We start from the raw sequence: 18,708 nt of genomic DNA on the forward strand, positions 1-18,708 counted from the left end.
GTCCTCTATTTAATTAAGTTTTTTAAGCGCCAATCGCACGTTTAAAAACCTTTAGTCACCTTATTTAGATCGTCAAAGAATGTTGGGTATGAAATATCTATACATGTTGGATCTTTAATTGTAATTGGGTGAGTCGAAATTAGAGAAGTAATTGCGGCCATCATGCCCAATCGATGGTCACCATAAGAATCCATCGTACCACCACTTAGTACAGATGGGCCATGAATAATCATCCCATCATCTGTAGCTTCGATGTTCGCACCTAATTTTGTGAGTTCGTTTGTCACTGCGGCAATACGATCCGTTTCTTTTACACGCAATTCTGCAGCATCTTTAATAATTGTAGTTCCTTCAGCTTGCGTTGCAAGTAAAGCAATAATGGGCAACTCATCGATTAAGCGTGGAATTAAAGAACCACTTATTTCAGTAGGCACTATTTTATTATATGCAATGGTAACCGTTCCGGAACGTTCACCATTCACATCCGACTCATCATCTACTCGTATATCTGCACCCATATTTCGTAAAACATCTAGAATGCCTGAACGCGTAGGGTTAAGTCCAAGATTGCTAAAAGTAAGCGAACTGTTTTTCACCATTGCGGCAGCCACCATAAAAAATGCAGCGGAAGATATATCCCCTGGAACATGGACATCCATTCCTTCGAGCTCACCCCCACTTGTTATCGTAACTACACCTACACCTACACCTACACCTGCATCAGCCTGAACATCTACACCAAAATGGGTGAGCATTTGTTCAGTATGATCTCTGGATACCGTTTCTTCGCGAACAACCGTCTCTCCAGTAGCATGTAAACCAGCAAACAAAATCGCAGACTTGACTTGGGCGCTCGCGACAGGATTTGTATAATCAATTGCTTCCAATTTGCTCGGCTGAATCTTTAAAGGTAAGAAATCTGTATTATTTTCACTAACAATTGACGCGCCCATTGCTCGGAGCGGTTTCGTTACGCGGTCCATTGGCCTTCCAGACAAAGACTCGTCCCCTGTTAAAACTGCTTTGACATTGGCACCCGCAAGGATACCTAACATTAACCGGGCAGTCGTTCCAGAGTTACCTGCGTATAATTCTTTTGTCGGTGTTTTCCAGTTTTCAATTCCAGGACTATCAATTATGACGTCGGTTCCTTTTCTCTCTATCGTCACGCCTAATTGTTTAAATATCTCGATTGTCCTAAGACAATCATCCCCGTCTAAAAAACCAGTAATTGTCGTTTTACCTTTCGCAATTGACCCTAACATAATGGCTCGATGCGAAATCGATTTATCTCCTGGAACCGCTAGATTACCTGTAAGTTTAGCTTTATGATAATGAATCGTTTTTAAGTTTTCCATCACAGACCCCTCCAATTACACAATATGTGAACTATAATCAGTTTCTTCCGTTAGCGCAACTTGAGCTTTCAAGCGGTCTTTTGCAGTTTGAAAACTAATCACTAATATTCCGAAGACATCCGTTCTCGTTTCCACGATCCGAATGTTCGTTAAACTAATTCGTTCATCCGCAAGTATTTTAGTGACTTCTGAGATCACACCTGGATGATCTGGTATGTCAATATGTAAATCGTACGACGTATATAATGCACCTTGAGATGTAATCGGTAGTTCATCTCGGTATGTTTTTGCCTTATTAAAATAGGCCTGTATTTCTTCTGAATCGTTTTGGAGTAACATTTTACGAACATTACCCATTTCCAACAGCCAACCATCCAGTTGAGCTAGTAATTCATCGCGATTTTGTGTCGTGATGTCACGCCACATAATTGGATCTGCTGAAGCTATGCGGGTAATGTCCCGAAATCCACCGGCTGCTAGTTCTCGAACAAACGGGTGCTCTTCTTGTTCCGCGCATAACCTTCCAACCAAGGATGAGGCAACGAGATGAGGGAAATGACTTACAATTGCAGTCATACGATCATGCGCTTCTGCATCTAGTACTGTAATCTTCCCTTTTGTAGGCGTAAGTAGTTCACGCAATCGATTAACCGAATCCACATGCGCTTCCCTTGCAGGCGTAAGAATATAATAGGCATTTTCAAAAAGATGTTCTCGCGCAGCTGAAACACCACTTTTATGTGAACCCGTCATTGGATGACCACCGATAAATGTAATGCCATGTTCCGTCAGTTCATGGGCTGCTTTCATAATTGGAACTTTCGTACTTCCTGTATCTGTAATAATGACATCTTTTTTCAACTTCCAATTCGGAACATCTTTTAACAAAGCAACAGTTGTATTTACTGGGGTTGCAAAAATTACGACATCCGCCTCTACACTTGCATGTTCAATCGAAACTGAAATTGTGTCAATAATACCCCGTCGATACGCTTCTTGCATCGTACTGTACGAGTTATCAAAACCTGTAATATGAACATCTCGGTTTCTTTTCAACGCAAGTCCAAGCGAACCCCCAATCAGCCCAAGACCAATAATTGTAACGTTCACTTTCATTTTTCTAAACCAACACTTTCTAATAATGATGAAAACACTTCAAAAAAGCCATCGTTTTGAGACTCAGTGCCAACCGTTACTCGAATATAGCCTGGGATGCCGAGTGCGTCACCGCTTCGTACGATAAATCCTTTTTCAAGTAGCTTGTCAGTTGCTTCAGTAGCCCCAATAGGAACTTCTATTAATACAAAATTTGCTTGGGATTCGAATAGATAAAGATTTCTTTCCGCTGCAAAACTTTCAAAACGAGACATTTGTTCACGATTTAATGTACGACAATTATCGATAAATGCATCATCCCCGATAGCAATCTCTGCCAACTGTAAGCTCGTTGTGGTGACATTAAATGGACTGCGTGTTGTATCTAAATTAGCTATAACTGTCGGGTTACTAATGCCGTACCCAACACGAAAACTAGCAAGACCATATGCTTTTGAAAAAGTTCGCAAGACAATCACATTTTTATATTTTTCAATTAGGCTAAGCGTATTAATATAGTTTGGATCAACAATATATTCAAAATAAGCTTCATCAATTACAACTAGAATATCTTCTGGAACTCTATCTAGAAATCCGGTTAGTTCGTCTTGCGGAATTAGAGTTCCCGTTGGATTATTCGGACTGCATAACCAAATAACCGATGTATTGTCATCAATTGCTTGGTAGAATTCTTTTAAATTATGGCGTCCATCGACAAGTGGAATCTCTTTCACGGTTGCGCCTTCAATTAAGGCATGATGTACGTATTGCGGAAAAGTTGGCGTAGCAGCAATGGTATTTGTACCAGGTCCCAACAAAGCTCTTGCAATGATAACAATTAGTTCATCTGAGCCACTTCCAAAGATTAGTTGATTTTCTGCTTTATCAAGTTTTTCAGCAATTTTTGTTCGTAACTTTCCAGCGTAACCGTCCGGATAAACCTCGTAATTTATCGTCATGTTTTCAAAATGATCCCTTACAGCTGGTGCTGCTCCATATGGATTCTCATTTGAAGCTAACTTTACAACTTCATCTAAACCATATATTTCTTTAACTTCCTCAATTGATTTACCTGGTGTATAGGGTTTCATATCCTTCAGTGCTTTTTTCCAGTGCATGTTTATCCCTCCGGTTAAGTACTTCTTCGCTTATTTTTGTAAATCTGGACGAAGCTTAATGGCTTCATTTTGATAAATATGATTGATGTCTTTTTGAACAACTATTGTATTTGCATGCATGAGAATTCGAATGCATAGCGGCATTGAATTCGGAACATCCATCTCGTGCGTACACATAACTGGTACATACGTCCACCCTTCAATACTTCTAACTGCTTTAGCCGGAAAAGCCGATTTTATATCTGTCGTTGTAGATATCAATACTGAAACAATATCTTCGGGCTCTAGTTGGTTAGTTTTTGCCATCTCTCGTGCTAATGCCTCAGTTGCAACGAGAACAGCATCCCCGTCATCTAGCGCAACTGTAGTTGCTCCTCTTATCCCTCTAACTGTCATGCTGCCGCCTCCGTTCTCTCTCTCAATTGTTTGAATGCGATCTCCAATTGTTCTTTTGTTATCTCCGTTACAAAAGGACTTCCAATTTCGTTTAATAAAACAAAGTTCAATTTTCCGAAAGTCGCTTTTTTATCTAACATCATGTAATTATAAAACGCCTCAAATGAATGTTCGTGTACCGGCGTAAATGTATAGTCATTCTTCACTGAAAAACGAATAAATTCATTTGTAAATTGTTCATTGATCGCGCCTTTTTCTTCGCTTAAAATCAAACTATAAGCCATGCCGATCATGACACATTCCCCGTGGCTTAATCCACCGAACCCACAAACTGCTTCTACCGCATGTCCAAAAGTATGTCCAAAATTAAGATGTTTTCGGACAGACATTTCAAATTCATCTGCTTCTACAATATTAGCTTTTACTTGAATTCCACGAAGTAGTTCAGATGCTAGCCATTCTAGCGGGGGATTTGAAAATGTAGGATTAGATAATAATTCATCCGTCCAACCTTTATCTGAAATAAATGCATGTTTAATCAGTTCAGCCATACCAGATCGGATTTCTCTCGGCGGAAGTGTTCTAAAAAGATTTTCATTGAACAATACAGCAACAGGTTGATGAAATGAACCAACCATGTTTTTGCCCTCGGGCATGTTTATTGCTGTTTTTCCGCCAACAGCGCTATCATGTGCCAAAATTGAAGTCGGACAATGGATATAGCGAATACCTCTCATAAATGTCGCCGCGACAAACCCCGTTAAATCTCCGCACGCCCCACCACCAAATGCAATGACAAGTGAATTACGGGTAAAGCCATTTCCAAGTAAAAACGACAGACATTCTGTGTAAACTTTTATCGTTTTGCTTCCCTCACCGGCGGGGATTGTTTTTACAAAAATTTCGTTTGGCAATGATTGTAGGGAATCTTGAAGTACAGACAAATGTAGAGATGCAACTCGCTCATCTGCAATAATTGCTATTTTATCGACAGTTTTAAAAAGTTCAGTATAATCTGTTGTTAAAAGTTGATAAGAATTTGCACCTATATGAACATCGTATGAAGAATCCTTAATCGTTACTGACAGTTTACTCATTCTTAAAACTCCTTTACATACTGCCTATGTGCTTCAATTTCGTTTTTAATACCTTCAATCGTATCTGAACGAAACTCTTCCATTATTGCTCTTGCTAGTTCTGTCGCGATAACATGTTCGGCAACTACTGAAGCGGCTGGAACTGCACATGGATCTGAACGTTCAATCGTCGCAACAAAAGGTTCCTTCGTATCGATATCGACACTTTCTAAAGGTTTATACAATGTTGGTATTGGCTTCATAACCCCTCTGATGACAATAGGCATTCCTGTTGACATGCCACCTTCAAGTCCTCCGAGACGATTGGATTTTCGGTAGTAACCCTGGTTTTCATCCCAAGCAATTTCATCATGAACTTCACTGCCCGGTTTTCTTGCCATTTCAAATCCTAAACCGACTTCGACACCTTTGAATGCATTAATGCTCATCATTGCGCCGGCTAGCCTACCATCCAATTTGCGGTCAAATTGAACGTAACTCCCGATTCCAGGTGGGCACCCCTCAATAATCACTTCAACGACACCACCTATTGTGTCTCCACGACCTTTTGCATCATCTATTGCTTGAACCATTTTTAATGAAGCGACCGGGTCTGCACAGTACACAGGGTCTTGTTCTATAATTTCTCTTAGTTCATCCATCGAGAGATTTTCATAAGATGTCGGATCAATCTTAACGCCACCAATTTCGTGTACATGCGAAATCGTTGTAATGCCAATTTCCTCAAGAAATTTTTTCGCAACTGCGCCAACAGCGACGCGCATAGTCGTCTCCCGTGCCGAAGAACGTTCTAGGACATTTCGTAAATCACGATGACCATACTTCATCCCGCCTACTAAGTCAGCATGTCCTGGTCTCGGACGTGTAATTTGCCGTTTAACATCTGCTGGGTCTACGCCTTCTTCTAGCGGCTCTACACCCATAATTTTAGTCCAATGTTTCCAATCGTCATTAACTACAGTTAGTGTGACTGGAGAGCCAAGTGTTTTACCATGACGAACACCAGAGGAAATTACAACTTCATCTGTTTCAATTTGCATGCGTCGCCCGCGACCATGACCACCTTGTCTTCTAGCTAGTTCTCCGTTAATCATTTCGGTCGTCAATTCCATTTGAGCTGGAAGCCCTTCGATAATTGCTGTCAGTTGCGGTCCGTGTGATTCACCTGCTGTAAAAAACCTCATGATTGTCTCCCCCTATTATATGTTTTATAGCACTATACCAAATTGTTAATCATTAGACTATATAAAAAGATCATAAAAATAAATATCTCACAGAAACAGAATGTTGCAAAAATCCTAGTTATTCAATAAATAAGATAAAACTATCCAAGTGGCAAAATCGGATAGTTGTGTCCTTCATTCTTATATAGTTATATGTATACAAAAACAGCCGTGCGAGAACCGCTTGGCTGTTTTCTAAAAAATTAGTTAATCCAGTTGTTCGTCACTTTATCGTAGGAAACTAATTCCTCTTCTTTAAAGAACAGACCTATCTCGCGAACCGCTGAATCAGATGAATCAGAACCGTGAATAATATTCTTGCCTACAGTAACAGCAAAGTCGCCACGGATTGTTCCTGGAGCGGATTCAGTTGGGTTTGTTGCGCCAACTAGGAGACGTGCAGTTGAGATAACATTCTCACCTTCCCAAACCATTGCAAAGACTGGACCGGATGTGATGAATTCTACTAGTTCTCCGAAAAACGGACGTTCTTTATGCTCACCGTAGTGTTGCTCGGCTAATTCTTCAGTAATTTGCATTAGTTTCGCACCGACTAATTTAAAACCTTTATTTTCAAAGCGACTTACAATTTCACCGATTAAATTACGTTGAACACCATCAGGTTTAACCATTAAAAAAGTTCTTTCCATTTCAAACACTCCTTCAATTATGTATAGGGAATTACCCCTTATAAATCGTACCATCCGTTTCATTACCTTTCAACTATTAAGTTGTCAGTAATTGCGTTGACCGATAAACTCCGCAATACGCCCTAAAGCTTTTTTTGCAGGCAAATTTGGCAAATCACTAATTTCACGAAGCGCTTTTTTAAGATACAAGTCACTAACATCAGTTGCCTTCTGAATGGCATCCGACTGACGTATGAATGTCAACATTTCTTCCCGTTCAACTTCAGTCAATGTTCCTTCAAAGGCTCGAGTCAAAAAAGGTGAAAATTCAGGAAGATCTTTTATGTATAAAATTGGTAGCGTAATATGTCCATTTAATAAATCGCTTCCTGCTGGTTTCCCTAGCTCTCTATCGGATGAAGTGATATCTAAAATATCATCAATGATTTGAAATGACATACCCGCGTAATAACCGAAGCGGCTTAGTTTTTTGACAACCGCTTCATCGGCACCTGATACTAATGCGCCTAGTTCACAACTTGACGATAATAAAAGAGCTGTTTTTCGCTTAATACGACGTAAATAATCACGTACCGTTTGGTTAATTTCTCGTTGTTGGTCAATTTGAATGATTTCGCCGTGACAAATCTCGATCATCGTTTTCGCGAGCAATTGATGGACAGCTTGGCTTTCAATTTCACCTATTGATAACAATGCCTTCGACAAAATATAATCACCAGTATACATAGCGATTCGGTTATCCCATTTTGCTTTCACTGTTTGTAATCCACGTCTCATATCGGAATCATCGATCACATCATCATGAACGAGTGATGCCATATGAATCAGCTCTAAGGAAACGGCAACTTTCGATGTGTTTTCCAAAGAATACTCTCCAAATTCCGAGGCTAAAATCACAAAAATCGGGCGGATTCGTTTACCACCTGCACGGAGCAAGTGGAGAGATGCTTGCCGAATAATTGGGGACGCTGACTGAACAGATCGCTCAAGTTGCTTTTCTATGTAATTAAGGTCTTTTCGAAAGTCAGCATAAAATGACAATACTTGTAATTTCTCCAAAACGACTACCTTCCCCTGCGGTATTTATTATTTAAATCCAATATGGCCCGCTGCTGCACCACCGCTATAAGATTTATAAGAAACATTCTTGAAGCCTACTACAGTGAATAACTCGGCTAAGCTCTTCATTCCCGGGAATTCTTCAGCTGACTCTTGAAGCCACGAATATTCACGATAACTTTTTGCGAACATTTTTCCAAACACTGGCATAATAAATTTAAAATAAAATCGAAATAATTGCTTATAGCCAGGCAATTCTGGATGCGATGTGTCTATACAGGCAATCATACCGCCAGGCTTTAGAACCCTTTTCATTTCACTTAATACTTTTTCATAATCCGGAACATTTCTCAAACCAAATCCTATGGTTACATAATCAAAGGTTTCATCTGGGAATGGTAACTCCATGGCATTTCCATGAATCAGAGATATGTTTGGATATGGTTTTACTTTATCTTTTCCTGCTTCTAGCATGCTTTCACTGAAATCAAGCCCCGTGACAGTACCAGAGGCACCCACAGCCTTCGCCAAGGCAATTGTCCAATCAGCCGTGCCACAACAGACATCTAACGCGCTCGCACCATTATGGACTTGCATACGGCGCATAATGTCGTCACGCCATTTTTTATGTTGGTTAAAACTAATTACAGAATTCATTTTATCATAATCAGTAGAGATTTTTTCAAAAACGTCGTGGACTCTTTCTTCCTTAGATAAACCCATAACGATTGCCCTCCATTTCTTAACATCAACTGTAAACCGAAGTCATACCTCTAATTTCCTCTTTTAATAAAGGTGTAAGGAAGTGTGCTTCATCTAGATCTTTATCTAATTGAACTTTCAAGTAGGTACGTGCTTGTGCTAATTGTTCCAGATTTAGTTTCCAATTTAAAGTCTCATGTACATTCGTTTTTTCCTGATCTCCCGATACGGTATACAAAGCAATTAATGATAATGCAGTTTTTGCCAGAGGGCAATACTTGGAAAAACCATATGTATGTAAAAAATCTTCAACACAACGTGCTTCAATGCTTGCAACCACTTCAAGAAGTTTTTTAAAATCATTTGGTGAATCATTATATGAGTTTGTTTTTAATTCGTTAATATGTCCAATTGTAGTTGATAACGTACGTATAAAATGAATGTCAGGAAGCGCTGCAAGAATTCTATAGTAAACACCACTATAGTAATCACCAGCAAGCACTGTGAGCTGTTGTAAGGGCGAAGTAGCATCTTTATGATGAATTACATCATGCGCATCAAATGCGATGTGCACGGCACCTACAGCAACAGCAGCAGCATCAATTGAATCTGTCCATTTTTCACCATTCAAAAGTGGAAGAAGTAAGAAAAACACTTTTGCTTGATCGATTTCTACTTCTCCAACATCTCTTACCAGAACAGGTTGACGAACAGCAAGTCTTAGTGCAGCTAGATATTTATCCATATGAAATTTAATGTTTTCTTTCTCCATCGTCAATCTCCATTCAAAGATGTCCAGGAAAAGCATTGTTAACGTTGCACTTCACACTATTTTTTTCTTTCACTCGAAACAACACCATTTGCTGTATGAATATCCGCATCACCGCGAATTTTCATGGCTGATGTATGTTCAGTAAATTGCGCAACCATTACTTCGCCACAATCTAATTTTTCCGTGTGATGAAACTTAGTATCATCTCCGCGAGTCAAACCAATGACGTTTACACCGTCTTCTTTAGCTTTAATTACGATATAGTCGGATTGTGTCATTTTCACACCTCTTTAGTCTATTCTTTTTATAATCATATCATAGAATAACAACATACGGGCAAAAGGGTTAGGACATTTTAATCAGTGATAATATTTCAGATCTTTTAACAGCGTCATCTTTATAAATACCTCTAGCGACTGTCGTTAAAGTCTTTGCACCAGGTTTACGAATTCCACGCATCGTCATACACATATGCTCTGCTTCGATGACGACAAAAACGCCTACTGGATCTAACATTTCTACTAATGTATCAGCCACTGTCGAAGTGATACGTTCCTGAAGCTGTGGTCTTCGTGCGGTTGTTTCAACAGCTCTCGCTAATTTACTTAGGCCAGCGACCACACCTTTTTTCGGTATATATGCAATATGTGCATGTCCATAAAACGGTACCAGATGATGTTCGCACATCGAATGGAATCCGATATCTTTAACTAAAACGACTTCATCATGATTTTCATTGAAAACAGTCTGAAAATAATCTCTTGGATCTTTATGTAGCCCTTCAAACATTTCAGCATACATCTTTGCCACTCTTTTGGGCGTATCAACAAGACCTTCTCGATCAGGATTCTCTCCAACTGCCTCTAATATCATGGTGACAGCCTGTTCAATTTTACGATAATCTACTTCATGCATCTTATGGATCCCCCTAAATTAAATTAAAGACATTTCTTCAAAAATAGTAGCACATTCGTTCATATCCGTACAGTTCGGGCACTCCTGTCCGTCTAAGAATAATCGTGAAAAAGGAAAGAAGCCTATCTGCGAATCTAAAAACAGATTCGGACAGATAGGCTCCTATGTAAGAATAGCGATTATTTAACTGCGTCTTTAAGCGCTTTACCCGCTTTAAAAGCAGGAACTTTACTTGCAGCAATATCGATTTCTTTCCCTGTTTGAGGGTTACGTCCTTTGCGAGCAGCACGCTCACGAACTTCGAATGTACCGAAACCGATCACTTGGACACGGTCACCTTCGCCAAGAGTAGTTTGGATTGTTTCGAAAACAGCCTCAACAGCTGATGTTGCATCTTTTTTCGTAAGTCCTGCAGACTCAGCTACAGAGTTAATTAATTCAGATTTGTTCACACTATTCACCTCCTCTCAAAGAGATGTCGATTACAATACTGTAGAAAGAGTATCACAAGAAAAAGCGCTGTGCAACAATATCTGCACGGATTTCCCAATAAAATGCATATTTCTCGAAAAATGAAGAAAAAGACCCGTATTTTACGAGTCTTCCTCAGCCGAGCATGCATTTAGGAATTTCCTAAACAATAAACGTAATCATACCTTTTTCACCGTTATTCACCATTTGCTCTATCGTTTCACGCAGTCGTTTTCGGGCATTCTCAGGAACTGTTGCGGTTTTAAATCGTATACTTTCTTTCATAACTTCATGAAGAGGTGTGCCAAAAAGTTGGGTTTCCCATAGTGCCTCACGATCATGCAGGTAAGCCTCTTTTAAGTCCTTGAGTAAATGGTGACTATGAAATTCAGAACCAATTAATGGTGAAAATTCAGCCTCCATATCTACTCGAATCATATGAATCGAAGGTGCTTTTGCTCGCATACGCACGCCAAAGAAATCATTTTGCTTAATCAGCTCTGGTGGAGAAGGGTTAAAGTCTTCGATGACAGGCAAAGCCACGCCATATCCCTCTTTTTTCGCTGTCTCGATGGCTTCCGCGTACATACTGTAAGATTTTTTCGCTTGAGAAGCATCTCGCATGAAAAGTAACCATTCTTTTTTGGTTCCAATTTCCTGTCCCATGAAATCTTCACAAATTTGCCGAAAAGTTTGTTCATCCATTTCGATTTTAATCGCAGCTTTCCCTTGTCCGGCATCGACTTCTACTACTTCTGCATGTCGAACACATTCTTCTTCGACTAATTTCGCGGCAAGCTCTTGCACCTTTCTGATTTTTGAAGCTTCTAAAAACCCTTCATTAATCACTTTGTCAATAGATGCATTAAGTGGGTGTTCATTCCCTAAAACGTCCATCCAATCTGGCTTTTGTAGTTCGATTTCTGAAATAGGAAACTCATATAAAGCCTCTTTTAAGATCAATTGGATTTCTCCTGCATTTAATTGATCTGCACTAATTGCAATGACTGGAACACCATACCTTCTTGCTAATTCTTCTCTTAGCTCGATTGTCTTCTCATGCGCCGGCATTTTGGAATTCAATACAATAACAAATGGTTTGCCAATATCTTTTAATTTCCCAACTATCTCTACTTCAGCTACTTCCGCAGCGGCTCGGGGAATATTATTTACTGTTCCATCTGTTGTCACGAGAATTCCGATTGTTGAATGATCCCTAATTACTTTGTCCGTCCCAATCCTAGCCGCCTCTTCAAAAGGCACTGGTTCATTATGCCACGGCGTATGAACGTACTTAGGGCCATCCTCATCTTCATAACCTTTTACCCCGTCAATGACATATCCGACACAATCAGCAAGCCGAATGTGAAATTGCAGTTCCCCATCGCCTACAGAGACCGAAGTTCCTTGTGCTGGTACGAATTTCGGTTCTGCGGTCATAATAACTGGTCCTGGGGAGCTCTGCGGAAGTTCGTCTTGTGCTCGTATTTTGTCCGCTTCATCTGTCATATTAGGGATGACTAATTCTTCCATGACTCTTTTAACAAACGTTGACTTCCCTACACGAACAGGACCGACGACACCAATGTAAATATCCCCATCAGTTCGTCTTGCCAAATTTTCATATAAACTCTCTTTCATCCATCGTCCTCCTTTTCTGCGCATATTAGTTTATGTAATAGAAAAACGTTTCATGCCGATAGCATGAAACGTTTTATGAATTACCGGTCCATAATGACCGGTTCATTGTTTTCATTCACCGTATAAGGCAGTGAATATGCAGGTAATATCGGTGAAATCTCTTCGAATAATTTCCGAATATCATCACCTGGTTTAACATCGAATTTATTTTCATTAAGCAATCTTTGAAGGTCAATGGAATAATCTACGTAAAAATTGCCATCTCCACCCACAACAATCGGCAGATAAGTTTCTGAATAAGGACTCTTGACTGTCAGATCTTCTTTAAAACCCATAGTTTTAAAGTCTATTTCATAGATATTGTTTCCGATTTCATCCAAATAAGGGATTGAGCCTCCGTTAATACTCTTCCGTAGATTCAACTCCCGAATTCGCTCAGCAGTACGAAGATCAACGAGTTTCACTGTTGGATCGTCCTCAACATTCATTAATACATATTGAAATACGCCTCCTTTTTCATAGGCCGTAGAAGGTATTTCTTTTGTATAAGCTGGGACAATTTGTGAAAATTCTATTGGATATTTGATATAAATATCCGTTTCCAACTCTCTCGTTTTAATCGGTAATAATCCGCCAGAGTTTTCTTGGTAAGCATCTACTGCCTTTTGAATGCTTTCAATTTGATCTGCGTAGGGAATTCCACTTTCACTCTGTTCACTAGGATACATACAACCTGCTAATAATAGCGTTAGTGACAAAAGCAGGATACTGGACCCTTTCCTAAATAATAATTTCATTACGCGCCTCCTGTTGGACCGTTGAATACAAGATAGATCATGGCGACAAAAGAGATAATAAGCAAAGTATATGCTGTAATCGCAAAAATAAATTTAATGATTCGGTTTTTTAATTTGTGTCTGCTTGCATAAATAAGACCAATAGAAATGGCCATAAAACCCATGGCATAAAAAGAAAGCCACATTTTATCCATTGCGGACATAGAAAATCCACCTTTCATCCTAATATCAAAATTATTGGTTACCGAAAAGATCTTCAACTTCTTGTTTTTTCATTCGATTCATTAATTGATCGACTGCTGTTTTGGGCGGTACATCTTCAAATAGGACCGAGTACAAGGCCTCAGTAAGCGGCATAGATACGTCGTACTTAGAAGCGAGCTGGTGGGCCGCTTTTGTCGTTCTAACACCCTCAATGATCATGCCCATACCTGAGATCACGTCTTCGAGCTTTTGCCCTTGCCCAAGCATGTTTCCAGCCTTCCAGTTCCGAGAATGAACGCTTGTACAAGTAACGATTAAATCACCTAACCCTGTCAAGCCAGAGAACGTCAATGGGTGTGCCCCCATTTTGACTCCTAGCCTAGAGATTTCTGCTAATCCCCGAGTAATCAGCGCTGCTTTAGCATTATCGCCGTAACCAAGTCCATCTGTGATGCCTGCGGCTAGAGCGATAACATTTTTCAAAGCTGCGCCGAGTTCCACACCAACTAGATCTTCATTTGTATAGACACGGAAGTAATTATTCATAAATATATCTTGAACTTCTTCTGCGGCAGCCAAATCGGTAGAAGCAGCTGTGACTGTTGTCGGATGTCGTTTGACGACCTCTTCAGCATGACTCGGACCAGAAAGCACGACAATACCTTTAATCTTATCAGACGCAACTTCTTCGCCTATGAGCTCCGATATTCGTTTCAATGAATTTGGTTCAATCCCTTTTGAAACATGCATGAATAATTTAGGTTCCGAAATCAAAGAATTGATTTCTGCACATACCGGCCTAACTGCATTCGTTGGAACAGCGATAATAATGATTTCTCCATGATTAACTGCTTCTTCCAATCCAGAAGTCGCACGCAAGTTTTCAGGTAGTTTGATATTCGGTAGATATGCACTATTTTGATTTTCCGTATTAATTTCAGTCGATTGCTCTTCTCGTCTAGCCCATAGCAAACAATCATGACCGTTTTCTGCTAACACAAATGCGATAGCTGTTCCCCAGCTTCCCGCACCGATAACTGATATTTTCCTCATAAAATCAATCCTTTTTGTGTAATTGTATATTATGTTCTCGCTCGTGTGATTAATCGAATTGGCGTTCCCTCAAAACCAAATGATTCACGAAGTCGATTTTGTAGAAATCGTTGGTACGAGAAATGCATGAGTTCAGGATTATTCACAAATACAACAAAGGTTGGTGGTTTTACTGCAACCTGAGTGACGTAGTACAAACGAAGACGTTTGCCTTTATCTGTAGGTGCAGGATTTCTAGCGATGGCATCTTCAATAACTTCATTCAATACGCTAGACTGTATTCGAAGTGCGTGATTTTCACTAATTAAACGAATACTGTCAAACAATGTTGTAACACGTTGCTTCGTCTTCGCTGAGACGTATGCAATCGGTGCATAGTCAAGGAACATAAAGTTATCGCGTATCTTATCTGTAAAATTATTCATGGTTTTATCGTCTTTTGTAATTGCATCCCATTTATTTACAACAAACATAACGCCTTTACCAGCCTCTTCTGCATAGCCAGCAATCCGCTTGTCCTGCTCTCGTATGCCTTCTTCTCCATTTAGTACAATTAAGACAACATCAGATCGATCAATCGCTTTTAACGCACGTAATGCACTATATTTTTCTGTAGACTCGTACACTTTCCCTTTTTTCCGCATTCCTGCTGTGTCAATTATTTTATATTTTTGACCATCATATTCATATGGGGTATCAATTGCGTCTCTAGTTGTCCCAGCTATATCACTAACTATAACTCTTTCTTCACCGAGTAATGCATTTACAAGTGATGACTTTCCGACATTCGGGCGTCCGATCAATGAAAAACGGATTACGTCATCTTCAATTTCTTCATGTAAATCATCTGGAAAATTAGCGGCTACTTGGTCGAGCAAATCACCAAGTCCTAAACCATGCGAGCCAGAAATTGGGTATGGATCACCAAAACCCAGAGAATAAAAATCATATATCATATCGCGCATATCCGGATTATCAACTTTATTCACTGCTAAGACAATCGGTTTTTTTGTTTGATATAAAATTTTAGCAACATGCTCGTCCGCATCAGTTACCCCTTCACGTCCATTCACAAGAAAAATGATTACATCGGCTTCTTCGATTGCAATTTCAGCCTGCAGTCTAATTTCTTCAAGGAATGGCTCATCACCCATTTGGATTCCACCTGTGTCAATTAAGTGAAATTCATGGGATAACCAATCGGCCGAACTATAAATACGGTCGCGGGTTACACCAGCAACATCTTCAACGATTGAAATACGTTCACCGACAATACGATTAAAAATTGTCGACTTCCCAACATTTGGTCGTCCGACGATTGCTACAGTTGGTTTTGTCATTATCATAAAACATCCTTCCAGCTTATCTTCTGCATATTATACACAAAAAAAGATGATGATGCCCGTAAGAGCACCACCACCCGTACAAATTATGTTCAAACATTTGTCGTAATTACCAACAAACGTTGATGTATTACTCTGTGAACTTTTTCAACTGATCGCCAATGACGTCGCTAATTGAAAAACCTTGGTTTTCTTCACTCACATCGTAATCACCATAAGAAGTATAATCTTCTTTTTCTACTAAATCTTTTATGCTAAGTGATAGACGTTCTTCTTCCGGATTCACATCAAGTACTTTGACTTCAATTTTCTGGCCTTCTTTTAATACTTCATCAGGCGTTCCTATATGCTCATGTGAGATGCGTGAAATGTGTACAAGACCCTCCACCCCTGGAAACAACTCTACAAAAGCACCGTATGAGACTAAACGCTTAACAGTACCTTCCAGGATGGAACCTTTTGGAGCCTTCTCCTCAATTCCCTCCCATGGTCCAGGAAGTGTTTCTTTAATCGATAATGAAATCCGTTCTGAATCACGATCTATCGACAGCACTTTAACATTTACTGTTTCGCCTTCTTTTAAAACATCAGAAACCTTTTCAACATGTTCATGAGATAATTGCGAAATATGAACAAGTCCATCAACGCCACCGACATCAACAAATGCTCCGAATGAAGCAATTCGTTGAACGACGCCTTCTAGTACTTGGCCTTCTTCAAGATTATCTAATACTTGGCCTTTCATCGCAGCCTTTTCTTCTTGAATAACTGCTCGATGAGATAATATGAGACGATTTTTTTCCTTATCCATTTCGACAATTTTAAATGTCATCATACGACCTTTATATTCCTCAAATGATTCTACGAAAAAATCTTCGACTAATGAGGCTGGTATAAATCCACGTACACCTAGATCAACCACAAGGCCACCCTTTACAACATCTTTAACTTCTGTTTCAATCGTTTCTTTGTTATTATACTTTTCTTCGAGTGAACCCCAAGCATCGGCTGCATCGACTTTTCTTTTTGAAAGCACGTAATTACTTTCTTCGACTTTCAAAATCATCAATTCTAATTCATCGCCAACAGCAACAACATCCGATGCCTTTTCGATATGAAGACTTGAAATCTCACTAATTGGGATTACACCATCAAATGGTGCACCACTAATTTCTACGATGACAGATTTTTCTTCAATCTTAGTAATTGTTCCGGTAACACGATCGCCTTCGTTATATTCATTTTGAGTTTCCAAATTAATTTCTTCAGACATATGTAGTCCTCCTCTATAAAAACTCTTATTACTATAATATGCGAATTGATGATTAAAAACAAAAAATTGCACTTATTCACTTTTATTTATTTGCTTCGATTAGCTTTCCTATTTCATCCATAATTATACTTGTGGCTTCTTCTGCTGAAATACGATTCTCTCGATGTTCCGTCATATCAATTGGTTTACCGTAAACAACTTTGAGACTTTTGAAAGGTTTATAAGGACCGATGATTGCACATGGCAATACATATGCGTCCCCTTTTAATGCAAAGAACCCTGCGCCAGCTAGCCCTTTTTGGAGCTTCCCATCTTTACTTCTTGTACCTTCTGGAAATAAGCCAACAACATTACCGGTTTTTAAAATCGAGAGTGCATTTCGAAGCGCTGTCCTGTCGCTCATCCCACGTTTAACTGGAAATGCATTAACTCTCGGAAGAACACTTTTCAATATTGGGGCTTCAAAAAGTTCTTGTTTAGCCATAAAATGTACTGGACGTGGACAAGTCATGCCTACTACAGGGGGATCCAAATTATCAATGTGATTTGTACATAACAAAACTCCGCCTGTTTTAGGGAAGTTCTCCTTTCCAATCACCTTAACTCGATATAATGGATACAGCAATATACTCACTAATGCTTTTCCTAAAGGATATAAATTCATTTAACTTCCCAACCTCTCTTTAGCTAGGTCGCTAATTACTTCAGCCACTTCAACTATGGACATTGAGGTTGTATCAATACGAATTGCGTCTTCTGCTTGTCTAAGTGGAGATATTAACCGTTCTGTGTCCATACGATCTCTTTCACTAATTTCCGCTTTCAACTTTTCTAATGTCGACTCAATTCCACGTTTACTATTTTCATTTAGTCGACGTTCTGCACGTTCTTCTACTGAAGCCGTCATAAATATTTTCAACTGCGCATCTGGTAATACGTCTGTCCCTATATCGCGCCCATCCATTACCACACCTGTTTTACCAGCTAAATTTTGTTGTTTTTCCACCATTAACTTCCTGACACCCTGATGTAAAGATACTGCGGAAACAGAATTTGTCACTTCCATCGTTCTAATTTCCTCCGAAACATCCACGCCGTCTAATATGATGGCTTGCCCAGATTTCCCAGGCACTAGTTCAATCGTTGTTTCTTCTAATAACGCTTCAAGTTTTGCACCATCATTAATATGTATGTCGTGTTCAAATGCTTTATGCGTAAGTGCACGGTACATCGCACCAGTATCTATATACGTATAACCTAGCTTTTCAGCGACAATTTTTGCAATCGTACTTTTACCAGCAGCAGCTGGTCCGTCAATTGCAATTTGTATTCCATTCATCAAATAACCTCCCCAGTCAATCCGACAATATTGTATCATAAATAAAAGAGAAAAGTCTCTCTTGAGAAGACTTTTCTCCTGTATATCTAAGGATATATAAGATTTATCCCGCATTAACGGGCAGTAAAACTCCCACATCAAGACTTGAGTTAAACGATAAAGATAGGTGGGAGATTAACTGCCCGTAAAAGCCCGATTGGTT

The 18,708-nt window shown here is 39.5% G+C and carries 21 protein-coding genes; all 21 read right to left on the reverse strand.

Annotation, left to right across the window (positions count from 1 at the left end; genetic code table 11):
• Positions 1 to 41 precede the first annotated feature (41 nt).
• Entirely contained in the window at positions 42 to 1,358 is a 1,317-nt protein-coding gene (gene aroA / locus AC25Y1_RS07430) for a 3-phosphoshikimate 1-carboxyvinyltransferase (RefSeq protein ID WP_488147323.1), read from the reverse strand.
• 15 nt (positions 1,359 to 1,373) lie between these two features.
• Positions 1,374 to 2,474, reverse strand: coding sequence for a prephenate dehydrogenase (locus AC25Y1_RS07435; protein ID WP_488147324.1), 1,101 nt, complete (start codon positions 2,472 to 2,474; stop codon positions 1,374 to 1,376).
• Positions 2,471 to 3,571, reverse strand: coding sequence for a histidinol-phosphate transaminase (hisC, locus tag AC25Y1_RS07440; protein ID WP_488147325.1), 1,101 nt, complete (start codon positions 3,569 to 3,571; stop codon positions 2,471 to 2,473). Before hisC ends, AC25Y1_RS07435 begins: the two co-directional genes overlap by 4 nt.
• A gap of 30 nt (positions 3,572 to 3,601) precedes the next feature.
• A complete protein-coding gene (aroH, locus tag AC25Y1_RS07445; protein WP_488147326.1) occupies positions 3,602 to 3,967 on the reverse strand; it encodes a chorismate mutase in 366 nt (121 codons plus the stop codon).
• Complete coding sequence (gene aroB / locus AC25Y1_RS07450) at positions 3,964 to 5,064, reverse strand: 3-dehydroquinate synthase (protein ID WP_488147327.1); 1,101 nt, start codon at positions 5,062 to 5,064, stop codon at positions 3,964 to 3,966. Before aroB ends, aroH begins: the two co-directional genes overlap by 4 nt.
• Positions 5,065 to 5,066: 2 nt before the next feature.
• Positions 5,067 to 6,248, reverse strand: a complete 1,182-nt coding sequence (aroC, locus tag AC25Y1_RS07455; RefSeq protein ID WP_488147328.1) for a chorismate synthase — start codon at positions 6,246 to 6,248, stop codon at positions 5,067 to 5,069.
• 242 nt (positions 6,249 to 6,490) lie between these two features.
• Entirely contained in the window at positions 6,491 to 6,937 is a 447-nt protein-coding gene (gene ndk / locus AC25Y1_RS07460; RefSeq protein ID WP_488147329.1) for a nucleoside-diphosphate kinase, read from the reverse strand.
• An 84-nt stretch (positions 6,938 to 7,021) separates the two neighbouring features.
• Positions 7,022 to 7,996: a polyprenyl synthetase family protein gene (locus AC25Y1_RS07465; protein ID WP_488147330.1), complete on the reverse strand. Its 975-nt coding sequence runs from the start codon at positions 7,994 to 7,996 to the stop codon at positions 7,022 to 7,024.
• A 27-nt stretch (positions 7,997 to 8,023) separates the two neighbouring features.
• The gene (locus AC25Y1_RS07470) at positions 8,024 to 8,719 is read right to left on the reverse strand and encodes a demethylmenaquinone methyltransferase (RefSeq protein ID WP_488147331.1); all 696 of its coding nucleotides are present in this window, start codon (positions 8,717 to 8,719) and stop codon (positions 8,024 to 8,026) included.
• Between the two features lie 25 nt (positions 8,720 to 8,744).
• Positions 8,745 to 9,470 (reverse strand): heptaprenyl diphosphate synthase component 1, encoded by a 726-nt coding sequence (locus tag AC25Y1_RS07475; RefSeq protein ID WP_488147332.1) that lies wholly within the window; start codon positions 9,468 to 9,470, stop codon positions 8,745 to 8,747.
• A 56-nt stretch (positions 9,471 to 9,526) separates the two neighbouring features.
• Complete coding sequence (mtrB, locus tag AC25Y1_RS07480; RefSeq protein WP_488147333.1) at positions 9,527 to 9,748, reverse strand: trp RNA-binding attenuation protein MtrB; 222 nt, start codon at positions 9,746 to 9,748, stop codon at positions 9,527 to 9,529.
• Positions 9,749 to 9,815: 67 nt separating this feature from the next.
• Positions 9,816 to 10,385 carry a GTP cyclohydrolase I FolE gene (folE, locus tag AC25Y1_RS07485; RefSeq protein WP_488147334.1) on the reverse strand — a complete coding sequence of 190 codons (570 nt, stop codon included), beginning with the start codon at positions 10,383 to 10,385 and terminating at the stop codon, positions 9,816 to 9,818.
• Positions 10,386 to 10,564: 179 nt separating this feature from the next.
• Positions 10,565 to 10,837 carry an HU family DNA-binding protein gene (locus AC25Y1_RS07490; protein ID WP_488147335.1) on the reverse strand — a complete coding sequence of 91 codons (273 nt, stop codon included), beginning with the start codon at positions 10,835 to 10,837 and terminating at the stop codon, positions 10,565 to 10,567.
• 181 nt (positions 10,838 to 11,018) lie between these two features.
• Entirely contained in the window at positions 11,019 to 12,497 is a 1,479-nt protein-coding gene (gene spoIVA / locus AC25Y1_RS07495; RefSeq protein WP_488147336.1) for a stage IV sporulation protein A, read from the reverse strand.
• Between the two features lie 80 nt (positions 12,498 to 12,577).
• A complete protein-coding gene (locus AC25Y1_RS07500) occupies positions 12,578 to 13,294 on the reverse strand; it encodes a hypothetical protein (RefSeq protein ID WP_488147337.1) in 717 nt (238 codons plus the stop codon).
• On the reverse strand, positions 13,294 to 13,497 hold the full coding sequence (locus AC25Y1_RS07505) for a DUF2768 domain-containing protein (RefSeq protein ID WP_488147338.1): 204 nt from the start codon (positions 13,495 to 13,497) through the stop codon (positions 13,294 to 13,296). The genes AC25Y1_RS07500 and AC25Y1_RS07505 overlap by 1 nt, the downstream gene beginning before the upstream one ends.
• Before the next feature lie 31 nt (positions 13,498 to 13,528).
• Positions 13,529 to 14,551 carry an NAD(P)H-dependent glycerol-3-phosphate dehydrogenase gene (locus AC25Y1_RS07510; protein WP_488147339.1) on the reverse strand — a complete coding sequence of 341 codons (1,023 nt, stop codon included), beginning with the start codon at positions 14,549 to 14,551 and terminating at the stop codon, positions 13,529 to 13,531.
• A gap of 29 nt (positions 14,552 to 14,580) precedes the next feature.
• The gene (gene der / locus AC25Y1_RS07515; RefSeq protein WP_488147356.1) at positions 14,581 to 15,891 is read right to left on the reverse strand and encodes a ribosome biogenesis GTPase Der; all 1,311 of its coding nucleotides are present in this window, start codon (positions 15,889 to 15,891) and stop codon (positions 14,581 to 14,583) included.
• Between the two features lie 133 nt (positions 15,892 to 16,024).
• The gene (gene rpsA / locus AC25Y1_RS07520; protein WP_488147340.1) at positions 16,025 to 17,167 is read right to left on the reverse strand and encodes a 30S ribosomal protein S1; all 1,143 of its coding nucleotides are present in this window, start codon (positions 17,165 to 17,167) and stop codon (positions 16,025 to 16,027) included.
• Positions 17,168 to 17,249: 82 nt separating this feature from the next.
• Complete coding sequence (locus tag AC25Y1_RS07525; RefSeq protein ID WP_488147341.1) at positions 17,250 to 17,831, reverse strand: lysophospholipid acyltransferase family protein; 582 nt, start codon at positions 17,829 to 17,831, stop codon at positions 17,250 to 17,252.
• Positions 17,832 to 18,509, reverse strand: coding sequence for a (d)CMP kinase (cmk, locus tag AC25Y1_RS07530; protein WP_488147342.1), 678 nt, complete (start codon positions 18,507 to 18,509; stop codon positions 17,832 to 17,834).
• Positions 18,510 to 18,708 lie beyond the last annotated feature (199 nt).

The organism is Sporosarcina sp. Y1009 (assembly GCF_057669865.1).